This window comes from Flavobacterium gossypii, assembly GCF_014138495.1.
GTDB classification, from domain to species: domain Bacteria; phylum Bacteroidota; class Bacteroidia; order Flavobacteriales; family Flavobacteriaceae; genus Flavobacterium; species Flavobacterium endophyticum.
In genome coordinates, this window is the sequence record NZ_JACJIS010000001.1 from 1,219,790 (window position 1) to 1,235,510 (window position 15,721).

A 15,721-nucleotide genomic window follows, 5' to 3' on the forward strand; every position below is an offset into this window, starting at 1 on the left:
TTCCCCTTCCAAAAACATTTTATTGAGCGGAAATTTATTTTACGACATTGACCCATTGTCCTCGCGTTCTCGCATAATAAGAGTTGTCATACATGGCTTCGCATTGCACGCCCGGAAGATAATATTTCCCGAGATATGAGGCATTCAGAAGAATCTTGAACGTTTTCGTTTCATTCGATTTCAACGTAAAATAGAAATTCGTACGGTCATCGCGAATGTCTGTATAATCGACCTTGTTGTCGGCAAAACTTCCATAATCTGTGAAACGCGTATTGACGATTTCCCAGCCTGACGGAATGATCTGCGTCAATGCAACATTCTCGACAGATTCGCCTTTGGTATTGGAAACTGTGACTTCAGCAACAAATTCAGTGCCCTGTGCCAAAGAAGCTACATTAATGGCATTTCCTTTTCTATCGCGGAAAACAATATCGGTAGCAAGTCCTCTTTGCTCGGTTTGTTCCTGTCCGATCGGAAGAATACCACTAGTGATCACTTTTACATAAAGCGTCGTGTTCTTGTTGTTCTTAACTGTTACGGAATTTCCGCTGCCTGAAACCTGTAATGTTCTGTCGGCAAATGTTTTTGCGGTCTTAATAGCTTGTGATTTGCCTTTGCTTGTGAAGCTTACGTCAATGCCTTTCGTTCCATTTTGCTGTGCGAATTTCGACATAGCATACAAGCAATAGGCCGTAGTCTGTGTTGACATCCATTGGTTTGATGACATTTGTTTTGCCAATTTGTTCGCCATCGTAAATGCTTCGCCTTTTCGTCCTAACAACAATAATGTTTCTAATGCCATCGCGCGGTTTCTTTCGCTCGAGCCATAATAATAGTAATAACCGTATTGTGTTTCTTCGTCTATGCTGCTTTGGCTTAGCAATGTCATTCCAACATTTTTCTGTCCAGCCAAGGCATAAGTCGCTGCCAGCCTTAATTTGGTTTCATTTGAAATACCGGAAGTTTCTCTCAATCGGTTCATCGAAGACAAATCTGGAGAACCTGCCAAGGCCAAGGCATACAATCGATACGATTGTGGAAAGTCATTGTGGTATCCTTCATTATAACGCCATTGTTTGGCTGTTTTCGATTGATAGGCAATCCATTGTTTTTTTAGATTTGCCGGAAGCGCATAGCCTTTTCTTTCCGCTTCAATCAAAAAGTGTCCCACATAAGTCGTGCTCCAATCGTCAGGAGTTTGATTTCCTTGCCAGTAGGCAAAACCTCCATTTGCCAACTGAAATTGCGCTAATTTCTGAATTCCTGCTGTTATATTCTTTTGGATTTTGGCTTTACGAGTCGCGTCGACATCAGCAATGTCGGCCAAATACAATTGTGGGAAAACGCTAGACGTTGTCTGTTCTAGACATCCGTGCGGATATTGAATCAAGTAATCCAGACGCTTGTTGAAATCCATAGATGGGAATGCTGAAACTTCAAGCTTAGCCGTGTTTGTTCCTGCAACCCCAAAAGCATTCCAATTAATTGTCCCTGAGCTATTCGGTTCCAATACCAGTTCTTTATAATCTTGCGTTACCGGATTTGGGTTCAAGATATCCAATTCGACATCAAAACTTGCTTTTTCTTTTCCAGAAGTGGCAACAACAGTTACTTTTCCGATGCCCGTCAGATCTCCTACTTCCAAATCAAAGTAGGCTATTTTTTCATCAGGCTGCGCAAAAGACATCGCTTGTTTTGAAGCTCCGATTACACGAAAACCGTTATTCGTTTTCAACTGCAAGGAAACATTTTTGACATGTTTTTCCATCGCAAATACCGTCACCGGCAAGGTTACTTTTTCTCCTGGAGAAACCTTTCTTGGCAATGATGCCAAAATCATCAAAGGATTTCTGACTGGAGTTGCTTTCTCAACGCTACCATAAGCGCTGGTTTTGGCATCACCAGCTACTACCATCGTCCTAACAGATCCGACATATTTTGGAAGGGTAATTTCATGGGCTTTTGTCTGTCCTTTAGCTAACGCAAATGGTCCGAGGTAAATCACGACTGGCTTAAATCGGTTGGCTTTTTTAGCTGCTCCACCGCCTAAATCTTCATCACCACCAATACTAAAAATCTGGTTTACTTTACCGCCATAAGCCCCAATTACATCATCATAAATATCCCACGTTTTTACGCCCAAGGCTTCGCGAGAATAGAAACTATTCCAAGCATTCGGTGTCTTGAATCGCGTCAGATCTAGCAAGCCTTCATCTACAATCGCAATTGTATAGGTCATGGCATTGCCGTTTTTCTCGCTTACTTTTATTGTTGTTTTCTGTTCTGGCTTTAGAACATTCGGCATGGCTATCAGTGGTTCTAGAACCGTATTTTTATCGACTACTTCTATCGGAATAATTCCGTACAAGCGAATCGGCGAATCATTTTTCGTTGAAGCATGCGGTTGCAATAACGTGATGTGAATGTATACATTCGGAGTCATTTTAGCGGTAATCGGAATTTCTACCTGCGTTTCTCCTTTTTTAGTTTCAGCCCATAAGGTTTGCACTACCTGAGAGCCGTTTTCAAGAGAAATCAAGGCACGTCCTCCTTCACTCGACGGGAACGAAACGATAGCTTTTTCGCCCACGTTGTATTTTTCCTTATTGGAAGAAAAGACTAGCATTTTTGCCTCGGCTCCAGTTGAATTTCTTGTTTTTCCAGACCAGATTGGCCAGTCTATCATTACGGTTTCTCCAGCAGAATGTCCGCCGTTCGGATCTGTTACCCTAACGAGATAACGTCCCCATTCGTCCTCGTTTGTCTTGAATTGAAAACGGGCTTTTCCTGAACCATCGGTATTTACTACTTGAGAATAAAAAGGCGTATTGGTTGTCGAACTACTGTAGTTTGACAAATCATCAGTAGCATCCCACCACCAGCGCCATTCTACTTTATAGACTCTTACTTCTAAATTTCTGACTGCTTTAGGCCTTCCGTTTTCATCTACCGTAACCACATCAAAAGCATTACTTTTTCCAGTTTCCAGCATGCCATATTTGTTTGGTTCTGGAGCTTTAACTCCAACATAGGTTTGAAACGGAGAATAGGTCGCTGTAATTACATCGGTACTAAAATCACCTCCATTTTCATAGACTTTTGTGATGAAAGCAGCTTTCAACATTCCAGGTGCTTGTGATTGCAATCTTGGCTGGATGCTTACATTGGCTTTTCCTGTTTCATCAATTTTTCCAGAATAGATATTTACCTCTTCTGTAGAAAACTTACGGGAAGGATCATCAAAAACATACTTGCTGTAATTTTTGAATGTTGTTGGCTGTTGCGTAAATTTCGCCTGCATTTCTAATTTCAAGTCTTTTGCAATGGCACCGTGCAACCATGCTACATCTACCCTAGCATCATTTTTATGAAAGGCCGAAAGCATTTTCCCTTCAAAACCATTTTTGATTCTCAATCGGTTTGGCTTGATGGTTTCAATCTTTACAGATTTATAGAAACGAGCACCGCCAACAGAAATAACTGCTTCATAATTGCCTGTCGGTGCATTTGGCTGCGTCTTGAAAGCAAATTTATAGTGGTTCTTATCCGAATATTTTTGGACTTTTTGATATACTACTTTTCCATTCGGATCAGACAATTTCAGCTTGATCGGATGGGTATTTGGCAATCGGCTAGAATTATCATTCAGAAGGAACGATAAATAGATCGTATCACCTGGACGCCAAACGCCTCGTTCTCCATAAATAAAACCTTTCAGTCCTTTTTGAAGTGCTTCGCCATCAACATTAAAATTGCTGACGGACTGGGAATTTCCATCGTCTAGCTTGACATAGGTTGTATTTTTATCTTTTTTGATAATGGCAAAAAAGGCTTTTTTATCGATACTGAAGTTGACAACACCTTCACCATTCGTACTGTAAGAAGCTAATTTTTGCTTCTGGTAATTGTATAAGTCTACCGTTGCTCCTGAAACCGGCTCTGTCGTTACGATATTATTCACTGCAAAGAAATAGGAACCGTTTTCGCCTCGTTTTACGATGACACCCAAATCGGTAGCCAATATGTTTGTAGCTACTTTATTGTTAGAATAGTAGGACTTATGGCACGGATTTTCTCTTTCGTTCCAGTCATAATCATAGTCATAATAGTCATAATCATAAGAATCATACGTAGAAAAATCTTCTGGTTCTTGGTCTTCTTCTTCCGCTGGTTCTTCTTCCGTAGGAGTATCGCAAGTATATAGAGAATAGGCTTTTTTGATGGAAAACTCTACGCGATAAATAGCACCCTGCTCTGGCTTGATTAACGTAGACAAGTCCAAAGAATAGGTATTCCATTTTTTATAATTGGCTAGTTTGTTGGTCGTTAATTCCAATGTTTTTTTAGCGACTGGAAGAGCTACTTTTCTTAAATCGTAATTGCCATTCAATTCGTTGTCTTGCAAGAACTGAAGTACGTTATTTTCAAAAATGCGGAATACTTTTACATCTACTTTTTTCAAGTTCGCGGCTTCAAAATTTACTTTTAAGTTATTGGAACTTGGCAGAATCGTACCGCTTTTTACGAATCGCACTTCTGGCTTGATTTGTTCAAAGGTGATTTTTGCAGCATAACTTTTCTTCATCTTAAAGCCGTCAGTATTTTCAATTCCTTGGAAAACCTCTAGCAGTAATTTGCCATCTAACGCAACATCTGAAAAAACTTTCAAGACATTGCCATCAACAGCATAACGTAGATTATTGGCTGTTTCGAGCGCCACGAGACCGCTAAAATCTTGGCTTTTCTTTAAAGGATCTGAAAAATTAATATGAACCGACTGATTGTTTTCATCGCCAATTTTTACATCAACAATTGTAAAGTTATTTTTGCCTGGAATCGCAAATTCTTTCTCTCCTTTTTGGTTTATATCAGCATTGCTCCCATCCCATTTGATGATAATCTTGCTGTCTTCTGTTCCTCTTTGAATCTGGTCGATGACAAAAGAAAATTCTGTTGCCGATTTGACCGATTCATTAAATTTTATCGGAAGTTCTTTTCCGTTCTGCTGGGCTGAAACAAGTTTTTTGGCTGTAGCCAAGTCCATGTTATCGGCAGTTTTCAGAAGTACATTTAAGAATTGTGTGTCTTTTGTATAGGATTGCAAGTCTTGGGTTTCTATTTTAAAATCCTGCTCGATAGTCTTCACCGTAAATTTAAAGTCAGCAAGTTCTTTTGGGACTTCAATAAGCTTATCAAGATGTAAGGTTACTTGGTATTGCTCGTTCTGCTTAAGCTTTTTCTTCGGCTGAAAAGCCAAAATATTATTCGGCAGTACGACTACTTTTCCGTCGACACTAGGAGAAATATCAAAGATATCCTCGTCCAATTCTTGATTTGGTTTCCATTCTGCTTTCGAGAATGCCAGTCCGACCTGAATATCAGAATTGGCGGAAATCATTCCCGATGAAAAACTGGTAACATAATCACGATAAAGCGAAAAATCAGAATCAAAATCTTCAGGCGAAGATTTTTTACATGCATTTAACAAAAAAAATACTGAAACCAACAGCATTAATTTTCCAGTTTTCATAAAATGATTGATTAGAAGTTGAACGTAGGTTTTGTCCTTAGTGACATTTCACCATAACTGAATATGGCTCGTCTTTATTGTAATAAATATAGGATTAATTTTTTAAATTTTTAGTAAGAAAAATTACGTTTTGATTTTCTTCTTAAAACAGAGGACTATTTACGTTTTTCCAGAAAAAAACGCTTCATCAAACTAGAAGCTTCTGCTTCCAAAACGCCATATTCTACGATTGTTTTTGGATGCAGTTTTGTGCCCAAAGCCATAAATCCTCTTTGTTCGTCTCTGGCACCGAAAACAATTTTTGAAATCTGGCTCCAATACAAGGCTCCAGCACACATCTGGCAAGGTTCCAAGGTAACATAGAGCGTACAGTTTTTAAGATATTTCCCTCCCAAAAAATTAGCAGCGGCTGTAATCGACTGCATTTCGGCATGAGCCGTAACATCGTTCAACATTTCCGTAAGATTATGGCTCCTCGCAATGACGCGATTCTCAACGACAATAATCGCTCCCACAGGAATTTCGCCTTTTTCAAAAGCAATCTCCGCTTCTTGTAGCGCTTTTTTCATGAAATATTCGTCGGTGTAGGTATTTTCCATAGCCCAAAAATAGAAAACAATATCGTAAATTTGATTTTTAATCTAGAAATGAGCAAAACCATCCTTCAAAATATAAATTCTCCTGAAGATCTAAGAAAGCTGGCAGAATCGGAATTACCTACTCTCGCCAGAGAACTACGTGATTTTATAATCGATATCGTTTCTGTCAAGGAAGGACATCTGGGCGCCAGTCTGGGCGTTATTGAATTGACGATTGCGCTTCATTATGTTTTTAATACGCCTGACGATTTATTGGTATGGGATGTCGGACATCAAGCGTACGGACATAAAATTCTTACCGGCAGAAAAGATAATTTTGATACAAACAGGCAATGGGGTGGCATTTCTGGCTTTCCAAAAAGAAGCGAAAGTATTTATGATACTTTTGGCGTGGGACATTCTTCTACGGCAATCTCTGCCGCCTTAGGAATGGCGATTGCTTCCAACTTAAACGGTGATGGTGCCAAAAACCATATTGCTGTTGTGGGCGATGCCTCGATTGCTTCAGGAATGGCTTTTGAAGGATTAAACCATGCTGGCGTAACTGATGCCAATTTATTAGTCATCTTAAACGATAACGCCATCGGAATTGACCCGAGCGTAGGTGCTTTAAAAAACTACCTGACAGCTGTAAAACAAGGAAAAAATCCCCGTGAAAACAACATGATAAAGTCGTTGAATTTTGATTATTCAGGACCCATCGACGGACATGATATTTTTGCGGTTATTAAAGAATTAAAAAGGCTTAAAAGTATAAAAGGCCCTAAATTCCTACATATCATTACTACTAAAGGCAAGGGTTTGGAACAGGCCGAAAAAGATCAGGTAAAATACCATGCTCCTGGCAAATTTGACAAACTGACGGGAGAGATTATCTTAAAATCAGAAGAAAACCTGCCTCCTAAATTTCAAGATGTCTTTGGACTGACTTTATTGGAATTGGCTAAAAAGAACGAGAAAATTGTTGGTATTACGCCTGCCATGCCTTCGGGAAGTTCGCTTAAGTTTATGATGGATGCTTTTCCGAAGCGCGCATTTGATGTAGGAATTGCAGAACAGCATGCCGTGACTTTGGCAGCAGGAATGGCAACACAGGGAATGATTGTTTATTGCAATATTTATTCAACGTTTTTGCAGCGAGCTTATGATCAGGTCATCCACGATGTGGCACTTCAAAATCTTCCTGTCATTTTTTGCTTGGACCGAGCGGGATTAGTCGGTGAAGACGGAGCTACGCATCATGGTGTTTTTGATCTGGCTTACTTACGCTGTATTCCGAACCTGATTATCTATTCGCCGATGAATGAAATCGGCTTGCGAAATATTTTATATACGGCACAGTTAGGATTGAATCATCCGATTGCTATTCGTTATCCTAGAGGCCGTGGCGTCATCGTAGATTGGAAAAGACCTTTTGAAAAAATTGCCATCGGAAAAGGTAGATTATTGAAAGAAGGGAAGAAAATCGCCATACTTTCTAACGGATTTATCGGCAATAACGTCATCCCTGCTTTGGCTGGCATAGTGAATCCTGAAGATTTTTCTCATTATGATTTCGCTTTTGTCAAGCCTTTAGATGAAGAGCTTCTGCATGCTATCTTTAAGAAATACGAAACTATTATCACCCTCGAAGATGGAGTGGCAAAGGGCGGTTTCGGAAGTGCTATAACAGAATTTGCCGCATTCCACAACTATACAAAAAGGATACAAATTTTAGGAATTCCTGATGAATTTATCGAGCATGGAACGATTGACCAACTACAACGTTTTAGTAAAATAGATTCAAAAAACCTGCAAATAATTTTTGAAAACTGCCAAAATTACTGATTTTTGCATATTCCTTAAATTTAATGCGCCTGTTATGAGATTATCTTCACTAACCTTAGGGTTATTCTTACTTTTTTCTATCAATTCTATCGCTCAGTCGGTAGATACTATCCAATCCAAAAAGCTAGATTCAGCAATAGTCAAAAAAGTGACGCACTGGGAAAAGAAAAATGTCATAGGATTTGACTTAAACGAAATTGCTTTTGTCAATTGGAGTGCGGGTGGAAACAGCGCTATTTCAGGACTTTTAAAAGGTACGTTTACCCGAAAATATGAAAACGGAAATGTAAAATGGCTTAACGAATTGATTGTCCGTTATGGCGTTAGCAAGCAAGATGGTGTCGAATTAAGAAAAACTGACGATGCTTTCCAATTCAATTCCACTTTTGGTTACAGAAGAGATACTACTTCGAATTGGTTTCATAGTGCGAAATTCAATTTCAACACGCAATTCACAAGTGGTTATGCGTATCCAAATACAGATCTGGCGATTTCGAAACCTTTTGCTCCAGCCTACACTTTCCTTGGGGTCGGAGCCGAATACAATAACAAAAAGAAAAACCTGCAATTGTATATTTCGCCACTTACCTTAAAAAACACTTTGGTTTTGGATCAAAGATTGGCTGATCAAGGAGCATTCGGGGTTGATAAAGCCGTTTATGATGAAGTGACCGGGGCAATGATTTCCGAAGGAAAAAACTCCCGAACAAAGCTTGGTTTCCTTTTTACCAGCGGTTATAAAAAAGAGCTTTTCAAGAATATAAATTTTGAAAACAAGCTGAATCTTTATACTGATTACATCAATAATTTCGGAAATATTGACGTGGACTGGCAAGTACAGCTGGATTTTATCGTCAACAAATACGTACGTGCAAACATCAATACCCACTTAATTTACGATCACGACATCAAGGCCAAAGAAGAAATCAATGGCGAGCAGGTTATTGTTGGGCCAAAAGTACAATTCAAGCAGATGCTTGGCGTCGGGCTGATTTACAGCTTCTAGGCTTATTATAGCTTCTTTCTTCCGTTTATCGTGTTGAACAATTCGAGCGCGTTTCCATCCGTCAGAAGCGATACGTAGTGGCAGATATGCAATAGCCTTTTATAAAGGTTGTCCTTTTCGTTGTGGAATTTTTCCGGAAGCATCTTTAACAGCAATTTGTCGTAATTCGAGGCTTGGTCATGGAATTTATTGTTAAAAGCTGTGATGAATTTATCCAATAACGTCTGGATAATTTGATATCCTACTAATTCTTTCTCAATGACTTCCCTGCTTTGATAAATGTTTTTCACGCTCAAGCTGATAATATCGTTCATCTGGGCCGTATACTTGCTTTTTTCTGTCAAAGCATAATGGAATTTTCCTTGCAGGATCTGCTCTTCGTTTTCGATAAAAACTTGCACGACATCATTGATCAAGCTTCCAATTGCCAAAGCTCTCAGATAGCTTATCCTGTCTTCTTTAGTAATCAACGCATTGAATTTTTTGGTATCGATACTGTCTTTGACTAGCTTGATAAGATATTCTAGCGCAAAATCTTCCGAAACCAATCCGAGGTTAATTCCGTCTTCAAAATCAATAATCGTATAGCAGATATCGTCGGCTGCTTCGACCAAAAAGGCCAACGGATGTCTTTCGAAACCAATATCGTTTCCTGATTTATTAGGAATCAATCCCAACTCATTGGCGACTTCAGAGAAGAATTCCTTATCAGTCTGGAAGAAGCCGTATTTTTTATCAGAAATATGACTTGTCGGCTTTTTAGGCAAAGATTCTTTTGGGTATTTCATAAAAGCTCCCAAAGTAGCATACGAAATTCTAAGCCCGCCTTCAATACCTGGGCGAGATGCCGTCAATAGTGAAAAACCGTTGGCGTTGCCTTCAAAATCAATCAAATCTTGCCATTCTTTTTCAGAAAGCTGGTCTTTGAATTGTTTGCCATTTCCAATCTTGAAATATTCGCCGATTGCTTTTTCACCCGAATGGCCAAATGGCGGATTGCCAATATCATGAGCCAATGAAGCCGCAGCAACTATAGCTCCGAAATCATTCGGCTGATAGCCATGAACTTCTCGCAGATGCGGGTATTTTTCGATAATTTTTTTTCCGACAAGCCTACCGATAGAGCGTCCGACAACAGACACTTCTAAGCTATGCGTAAGTCTTGTATGCACGAAATCTGTTTTTGAAAGCGGAATTACCTGCGTCTTATCTTGAAGGCTTCTGAATGCTGAAGAAAATATAATCCTATCGTAATCAACTTCAAAGCCCAAACGCGTATCGTCTTGCTCTTTGCGCAATCTTTTTCCTTTATCGCCTTGTCTTTTCAGGGATAAAAGCTGTTCCCAGTTCATCATAATTCGTTGGTATTATTTCCTATTTCATCTAAAGAATAAAACAGTTCTTTTTTCTTTTCTAATAGTTCTTTGTTTACGACATAGGTTTTGGAAATACTGTCGTGCCAGCCTTTGTTTGGAGCTCCCAAAAAAGAAAAAGCGTCAAAAGGAATCAGCCTGCAGAGCGAGCGTACTAATATTTCTTGGCTGTCTGGCTTTTCGCCGTAAATATCAACAACAACTGTTTTTGTGATAAATTTTCCTATCGTTCTTGAAAAAAAGATTTCGAATATATTATAGTAGATTAGTGCAGTCACAGCTCCTAAAGCATATTCTTCGATCATATTCATGCTTTCAATTCGCGCAAGGATACCATCGTTTCCAGTAATAAGGGCGATAATCGTCAGCACTATCACAAGGCCGAACAGCAATACCAGCTGACAGACATAGTCTATAATATAATTTGCTAGACGAGTACCTTGGCTTGCATACAAATCATTATCCAACGTAAATTGCCTTGAAGTTCTATAGTCCATTTTTTGAAATTATTCTTTTAAGTTCGACAAAAAGAAATTCTTAGATTTCTTTGGATATTGCTGATACGTCTTATCGCTAGGATTTTCAATTATCGACTTGATATTTACTTCGTCTCCAATCTTAAAATTGGCTTCGGTGTATTGGTAATCTAGAAGGTACGGTCCGCAGAAATAATTTCCGTTTTCATCTTTTTCTATGATTCCTGTATAAACTCCTTTTTTTTCTTTTGACATTTTGTTTGAGATTAAAGTAAATAATTTGTTTTGATTAGGAAAGTTTCGACATTTCGTCTAGAATAATATTGTTTTTCACCTGACTAAAGAGGAAGTCTTTAGCTTCGGAAAAAGAAATAGCATACTTTCTTTCTACATTTTGATATTTTATTGGAAACTTCGACAATAACTTGTCGTAATAGCCGTCTAAAACTTGGTCGGATGGCGATATGAACTCCAGCTTGAGCTCAAATCTTCGAAGCAGTGCTTCGTCAATCATCTGGATTTGATTGGTTGCCGCAATCAATATCGAATTCTTTGGAAAATTATCAATCAATTGCAATAGGGCATTCACGACACGCTTCATTTCGCTGCTGTCCTTGTTGTCATAATCCCTGATCTGTCCTAAGGAATCAAATTCATCAAAAAACAGCACTGAGCTTTCGTGATTGGATTCTTTGAAGATATTATGAATGTTTTTTGCCGTCTCTCCTAACTTTGAAGATACGATAGTCGACAGATTCACTATAAAAATCTTCTTGTCCAATTCTTTTGCTATAGCCTTTGCCGTCATGGTCTTGCCACATCCGGTCTTTCCGTACAAGAATATTTTATTGGCAACAGGAAGCTCATAATGGTGCAAGATTTCAGAAAACTGATGTTCTTTTAGAAACTGACCGATCTGTTCAGACACAGATGCTTCGAAAACAACATCTTCTAAATTTACATTTTCCCGATCTCTGAAATATAAAGTACTCAAGCGCTCTTAATTTTGCAAGCAAATATACTAAGACTAAAACTATTGCTATAAAAAACAGCCATCAAATGACGGCTGTTTTCTTGAAATGGTATTTTATGCTATTATTATGAACCGCACATTTCGCAATCGTCTGGTTCTGCATTTTTAGAACGTTCTAGCATTGCTCTGAATTCATCAACAGCAATTGCTGGTTCTGCAACAGCTTCAACTGCTACAGGCTCTGCTTTTTTATCATTATTCAATGTAAACTTAATTGCGTCTACTGCAGATTTAGTTCTCAAATAATACATTCCGGTTTTTAATCCAGATTGCCAAGCGTAGAAATGCATCGAAGTCAGTTTTGCATAGTTTGCATCTTGCATAAACAAGTTCAACGACTGTGATTGGTCAATGAAATAACCTCTTTGGCGTGACATGTCGATAATGTCTTTCATAGACATTTCCCAAACTGTTTTGTAAAGTTCTTTCAAATCTTGTGGGATCGCATCAATATTTTGTACTGATCCGTTATGACGCATGATTTCTTGTTTCAAGTCTTCGTTCCAAAGTCCTAATTTCACTAAATCTTCCAACAAGTGTTTGTTCACGACGATAAACTCGCCAGAAAGAACACGTCTTGTGTAGATGTTTGAAGTATAAGGCTCGAAAGCTTCATTGTTTCCAAGGATTTGAGAAGTAGAAGCTGTCGGCATCGGAGCTACTAATAAAGAGTTTCTCACACCGTTTTCCATCACTTCTTTTCTCAAAGAAGCCCAATCCCAACGACCAGACAATTCTTCGTCTTTTAATCCCCAAAGATTGTATTGGAATTCACCTTGAGAAATTGGAGAACCTTCAAAAGTTGAATATGGACCTTCTTCTTTCGCCATTTCCATCGAAGCAGTTACTGCAGCGAAATAAAGCGTTTCAAAGATTTCTTGGTTTAATTTTTTAGCCTCATCCGACGTGAAAGGCATTCTCAACAAGATGAAAGCATCTGCCAAACCTTGAACTCCCAATCCAACTGGACGGTGACGTAGGTTTGAGTTTTCTGCTTCTTGAACTGGGTAATAGTTTCTATCGATTACTTTGTTCAAGTTTCTTGTCACGCGTTTTGTTACGCTGTAAAGCAAGTCATGGTTAAACTTTCCGTTTTCAACGAACATTGGCAATGATAAGGATGCCAAGTTACAAACTGCAATTTCGTCTTTTGAAGTGTACTCCATGATTTCGGTACACAAGTTAGACGAACGAATCGTTCCAAGATTTTTTTGGTTTGATTTGCGGTTTGCTGCGTCTTTATAAAGCATGTATGGTGTTCCTGTCTCGATTTGAGATTCCAAGATTTTCTCCCATAATTCTCTTGCTTTGATGGTTTTTCTTCCTTTGCCTTGCGCTTCGTAAGATGTATATAGTGCTTCGAATTCGTCACCATAAATATCATACAATCCTGGGCATTCGTTTGGACACATCAATGTCCAAGTAGAATCTTCCTGAACACGTTTCATGAACAAATCTGATGTCCACATAGCGAAAAACAAGTCACGCGCACGCATTTCTTCTTTTCCTGTATTCTTTTTCAGATCTAGGAATTCAAAGATATCGGCATGCCAAGTTTCGATATAAATCGCAAAGCTTCCTTTACGTTTTCCGCCGCCTTGGTCTACATAACGAGCCGTGTCATTGAAGACACGCAACATCGGAACGATTCCGTTTGATGTTCCGTTAGTCCCGCGGATATATGATCCTGTCGCACGAACGTTGTGAATTGACAAACCAATTCCTCCTGCCGATTGCGAGATTTTTGCGGTTTGTTTCAACGTATCGTAGATCCCGTCGATACTGTCGTCCTGCATTGCCAAAAGGAAACAAGAAGACATTTGAGGTTTTGGAGTTCCAGCATTGAATAATGTAGGAGTCGCGTGCGTAAAGAATTTTTTCGACATCAGGTCGTAGGTTTCTAACACCGCATCCAAGTCATTTAAGTGAATTCCGACAGCAACACGCATTAGCATATGCTGTGGTCTTTCTACAATCTTTCCGTTTATTTTCAACAGATACGAACGTTCCAAAGTCTTGAAACCGAAATAATCGTAGTTGAAATCTCTATTATAAATCACGTGAGAATCAAGGAAAGCCGCATTTTCTTGGATTACGTTATACACTTCTTCCGAAAGCAGAGGCGCTTCTTGATTGGTTCTTGGATTTACATAGAAAAACATTTCTTTCATCGTTTCTGAGAACGATTTTGTGGTATTTTTGTGCAGGTTCGAAATTGCAATCCTTGCTGCCAATTGGGCATAATCCGGATGGGCAATCGTCATAGAAGCTGCTGTTTCTGCTGCGAGATTATCTAATTCTGAAGTTGTAACACCATCATACAACCCTTCGATAACGCGCATTGCTACTTTTACCGGATCAACAAGATCGTTCAAGCCGTAGCATAATTTTTTAATTCTATCCGTAATCTTATCAAACATTACCGGCTCTCTGTGGCCATCTCTTTTTACTACATACATAAGTTTACAAATTTGGTTAGGGAATGGAAGACCATTCGGGATTATTAAAAAGGTTAAGAAAATCCATCGAAATGGATTCTTGGTCTTGATGAAAGAAGAATTATTTTCTCAAAAAGAAAATAGTCTGCATCATCCAGAAAATGGTTTAAAGGACAAAAGGGTGTCTGGCTTCTAAGTATCTAGAAATCGGCGTCGAAACTAATTTTTTGCGATTCGCTGTCGTTCCCTGTTCCGCTGTTTAAAACTCCAGCTTTTTGGTATTCTGACACTTTCTTTTCAAAGAAGTTAGTTTTTCCTTGAAGCGAAATCATGTCCATGAAATCGAAAGGATTTGCCGTTCCGTATTCTCTTTCACATCCTAATTCTACTAATAACCTGTCAGTTACAAACTCCAGATATTGTGTCATTAGTCCCGCATTCATTCCGATCAAACTTACAGGAAGCGATTCGGTAATGAATTCTCTTTCAATGTTTAATGCCTCAACAATTATCTCTCTGATTCTGGCTTTTGAAACTTTATTGACCAAGTGGTGGTTGTGCAAATGCACTGCAAAGTCACAGTGAACACCTTCATCGCGAGAGATTAATTCGTTTGAGAATGTCAAACCTGGCATTAAACCGCGTTTTTTCAACCAGTAAATCGAGCAAAAAGCGCCTGAGAAAAAGATTCCTTCAACAGCTGCAAAAGCGATTAACCTTTCAGCAAATGAGTCAGATTCTATCCATTTTAGAGCCCAGTCTGCTTTTTTTCGTATGGCTGGAAAAACTTCCAAAGCATTGAATAATTCGTCTTTTTCGGCTTCATCTTTAACGTAAGTATCAATCAGAAGCGAATAAGTTTCGCTATGAATGTTCTCCATCATAATCTGAAACCCGTAGAAAAATTTTGCTTCTGCATATTGCACTTCGTTCACGAAGTTTTCGGCAAGATTTTCATTTACAATCCCGTCAGATGCGGCAAAAAAAGCTAGAATATGCTTGATGAAATATTTCTCTTCATTATTAAGCTTGTTATTCCAGTCATTTAAATCTTGTGACAAATCAATTTCTTCAGCTGTCCAAAAACTAGCTTCCATTTTTTTATACCATTCCCAAATATCGTGGTGTTTGATAGGAAAAATGACAAATCTATTCTTGTTTTCTTGTAAAATTGGTTCTATCGCTACCATACTATCTTGACGTTTATTGTTTTATAGGAAATTATTCTTTGATTTCTTTACACTACAAAGATTGTCATTTGTATTGGTAAATGAAAGTCAAACTTATCCACAATTGGACATAGTTTTTAACAAGAGGTAATTTAATTCTTACTTTTTTACATTTTTTCAATTAACTGAAAAACAAGCAATTAGAAAGTAAAAAACACTGTAAACTCCTATAGAATATAGGAACTGACACATCCGAAAATTTAAAATTTG

The 15,721-nt window shown here is 38.6% G+C and carries 10 protein-coding genes; 2 read left to right on the forward strand and 8 right to left on the reverse strand.

The features are described from left to right. Positions 1 to 34: 34 nt before the first annotated feature. Together GGR22_RS05755 and GGR22_RS05760 are read right to left on the reverse strand one after the other, a co-directional pair. Positions 35 to 5,530 (reverse strand): alpha-2-macroglobulin family protein, encoded by a 5,496-nt coding sequence (locus GGR22_RS05755; protein WP_182492893.1) that lies wholly within the window; start codon positions 5,528 to 5,530, stop codon positions 35 to 37. 155 nt (positions 5,531 to 5,685) lie between these two features. After that, entirely contained in the window at positions 5,686 to 6,129 is a 444-nt protein-coding gene (locus tag GGR22_RS05760; RefSeq protein WP_121375390.1) for a nucleoside deaminase, read from the reverse strand. A 48-nt stretch (positions 6,130 to 6,177) separates the two neighbouring features. Here GGR22_RS05760 and GGR22_RS05765 point away from each other — a divergent pair, with 48 nt between their 5' ends. Both GGR22_RS05765 and GGR22_RS05770 read left to right on the forward strand, forming a co-directional pair. Further along, complete coding sequence (locus GGR22_RS05765) at positions 6,178 to 7,956, forward strand: 1-deoxy-D-xylulose-5-phosphate synthase (protein WP_182492894.1); 1,779 nt, start codon at positions 6,178 to 6,180, stop codon at positions 7,954 to 7,956. A gap of 34 nt (positions 7,957 to 7,990) precedes the next feature. Beyond that, complete coding sequence (locus GGR22_RS05770) at positions 7,991 to 8,962, forward strand: DUF3078 domain-containing protein (RefSeq protein ID WP_182492895.1); 972 nt, start codon at positions 7,991 to 7,993, stop codon at positions 8,960 to 8,962. A gap of 5 nt (positions 8,963 to 8,967) precedes the next feature. On the opposite strand, the gene GGR22_RS05775 is transcribed toward GGR22_RS05770, so the two are convergent. The 6 genes from GGR22_RS05775 to GGR22_RS05800 all read right to left on the reverse strand — a co-directional run bounded on the left by GGR22_RS05775 (position 8,968) and on the right by GGR22_RS05800 (position 15,472). Beyond that, positions 8,968 to 10,314, reverse strand: a complete 1,347-nt coding sequence (locus tag GGR22_RS05775; protein ID WP_121376234.1) for a deoxyguanosinetriphosphate triphosphohydrolase — start codon at positions 10,312 to 10,314, stop codon at positions 8,968 to 8,970. Beyond that, complete coding sequence (locus GGR22_RS05780; RefSeq protein ID WP_182492896.1) at positions 10,314 to 10,832, reverse strand: RDD family protein; 519 nt, start codon at positions 10,830 to 10,832, stop codon at positions 10,314 to 10,316. Before GGR22_RS05780 ends, GGR22_RS05775 begins: the two co-directional genes overlap by 1 nt. A 9-nt stretch (positions 10,833 to 10,841) precedes the next feature. Continuing rightward, the gene (locus tag GGR22_RS05785) at positions 10,842 to 11,066 is read right to left on the reverse strand and encodes a hypothetical protein (RefSeq protein ID WP_121375394.1); all 225 of its coding nucleotides are present in this window, start codon (positions 11,064 to 11,066) and stop codon (positions 10,842 to 10,844) included. A 34-nt stretch (positions 11,067 to 11,100) separates the two neighbouring features. Beyond that, on the reverse strand, positions 11,101 to 11,805 hold the full coding sequence (locus GGR22_RS05790) for an AAA family ATPase (protein WP_182492897.1): 705 nt from the start codon (positions 11,803 to 11,805) through the stop codon (positions 11,101 to 11,103). Between the two features lie 104 nt (positions 11,806 to 11,909). After that, the gene (locus GGR22_RS05795; RefSeq protein ID WP_121375396.1) at positions 11,910 to 14,303 is read right to left on the reverse strand and encodes a ribonucleoside-diphosphate reductase subunit alpha; all 2,394 of its coding nucleotides are present in this window, start codon (positions 14,301 to 14,303) and stop codon (positions 11,910 to 11,912) included. Between the two features lie 179 nt (positions 14,304 to 14,482). Then, a complete protein-coding gene (locus GGR22_RS05800; RefSeq protein ID WP_182492898.1) occupies positions 14,483 to 15,472 on the reverse strand; it encodes a ribonucleotide-diphosphate reductase subunit beta in 990 nt (329 codons plus the stop codon). Between the last annotated feature and the right edge of the window lie 249 nt (positions 15,473 to 15,721).

What these genes read in the sequence shown, in the direction of transcription:
- GGR22_RS05755 (WP_182492893.1), bottom strand. Translation starts at nt 5,530, where the DNA reads ATGAAAACTGGAAAATTAATGCTGTTGGTTTCAGTATTTTTTTTGTTA.
- GGR22_RS05760 (WP_121375390.1), bottom strand. Translation starts at nt 6,129, where the DNA reads ATGGAAAATACCTACACCGACGAATATTTCATGAAAAAAGCGCTACAA.
- GGR22_RS05765 (WP_182492894.1), top strand. Translation starts at nt 6,178, where the DNA reads ATGAGCAAAACCATCCTTCAAAATATAAATTCTCCTGAAGATCTAAGA.
- GGR22_RS05770 (WP_182492895.1), top strand. Translation starts at nt 7,991, where the DNA reads ATGAGATTATCTTCACTAACCTTAGGGTTATTCTTACTTTTTTCTATC.
- GGR22_RS05775 (WP_121376234.1), bottom strand. Translation starts at nt 10,314, where the DNA reads ATGAACTGGGAACAGCTTTTATCCCTGAAAAGACAAGGCGATAAAGGA.
- GGR22_RS05780 (WP_182492896.1), bottom strand. Translation starts at nt 10,832, where the DNA reads ATGGACTATAGAACTTCAAGGCAATTTACGTTGGATAATGATTTGTAT.
- GGR22_RS05785 (WP_121375394.1), bottom strand. Translation starts at nt 11,066, where the DNA reads ATGTCAAAAGAAAAAAAAGGAGTTTATACAGGAATCATAGAAAAAGAT.
- GGR22_RS05795 (WP_121375396.1), bottom strand. Translation starts at nt 14,303, where the DNA reads ATGTATGTAGTAAAAAGAGATGGCCACAGAGAGCCGGTAATGTTTGAT.
- GGR22_RS05800 (WP_182492898.1), bottom strand. Translation starts at nt 15,472, where the DNA reads ATGGTAGCGATAGAACCAATTTTACAAGAAAACAAGAATAGATTTGTC.